The 589-nt window shown below is 36.2% G+C and carries 1 protein-coding gene; it reads left to right on the forward strand.

Features of this window, described 5'->3' with window-relative positions; genetic code table 11:
- Positions 1-480: ATP-binding cassette domain-containing protein (locus K6T82_RS24075; protein WP_223711568.1), on the forward strand; the 480-nt coding region annotated here is incomplete at its 5' end.
- Positions 481-589 lie beyond the last annotated feature (109 nt).

Below are 589 nucleotides of genomic sequence, written 5' to 3' on the forward strand. Positions count from 1 at the left end.
GAAGGATTTATCTTTAGCGATACCATTGCCAACAATATTGCTTTTGGAGAAGACAGGATTGATAAAGAAAGACTGGTATACGCTGCAGATGTTGCCAATATCAAAGAATATATCAGCGGACTTCCTTTGGGATATAATACAAAAATAGGAGCAGAAGGTTTAGGAATGAGTACAGGACAAAAACAACGATTGCTTATTGCAAGAGCAGTTTATAAAAACCCTGAAATCTTATTTTTTGACGAAGCGACTTCGGCCTTGGATGCCAATAATGAAAAGGAGATTATGAGAAAACTGGATATCTTTTTCAAAGACAAAACGGTAGTTGTCATTGCGCATCGATTAAGCACTGTTATGAATGCAGACCAGATTGTGGTTTTGGATAAAGGTAAAATCATCGAAATTGGAAGCCATTCTTCATTGGTAGAACAAAAAGGGAATTATTTTGAACTGGTTAGAAACCAATTGCAATTAGGAAATTAATCATGAACGAAGATACATTTGAATTAAGAAGTGAAGAGGTTCAGGACATTCTGACCAAAGTACCACATTGGATGATTCGATGGGGAACGGTCTTGATATTTGGCATTAT

The sequence above is a fragment of the Flavobacterium potami genome, assembly GCF_020026915.1.
Classification (GTDB): Bacteria; Bacteroidota; Bacteroidia; order Flavobacteriales; family Flavobacteriaceae; genus Flavobacterium; species Flavobacterium potami.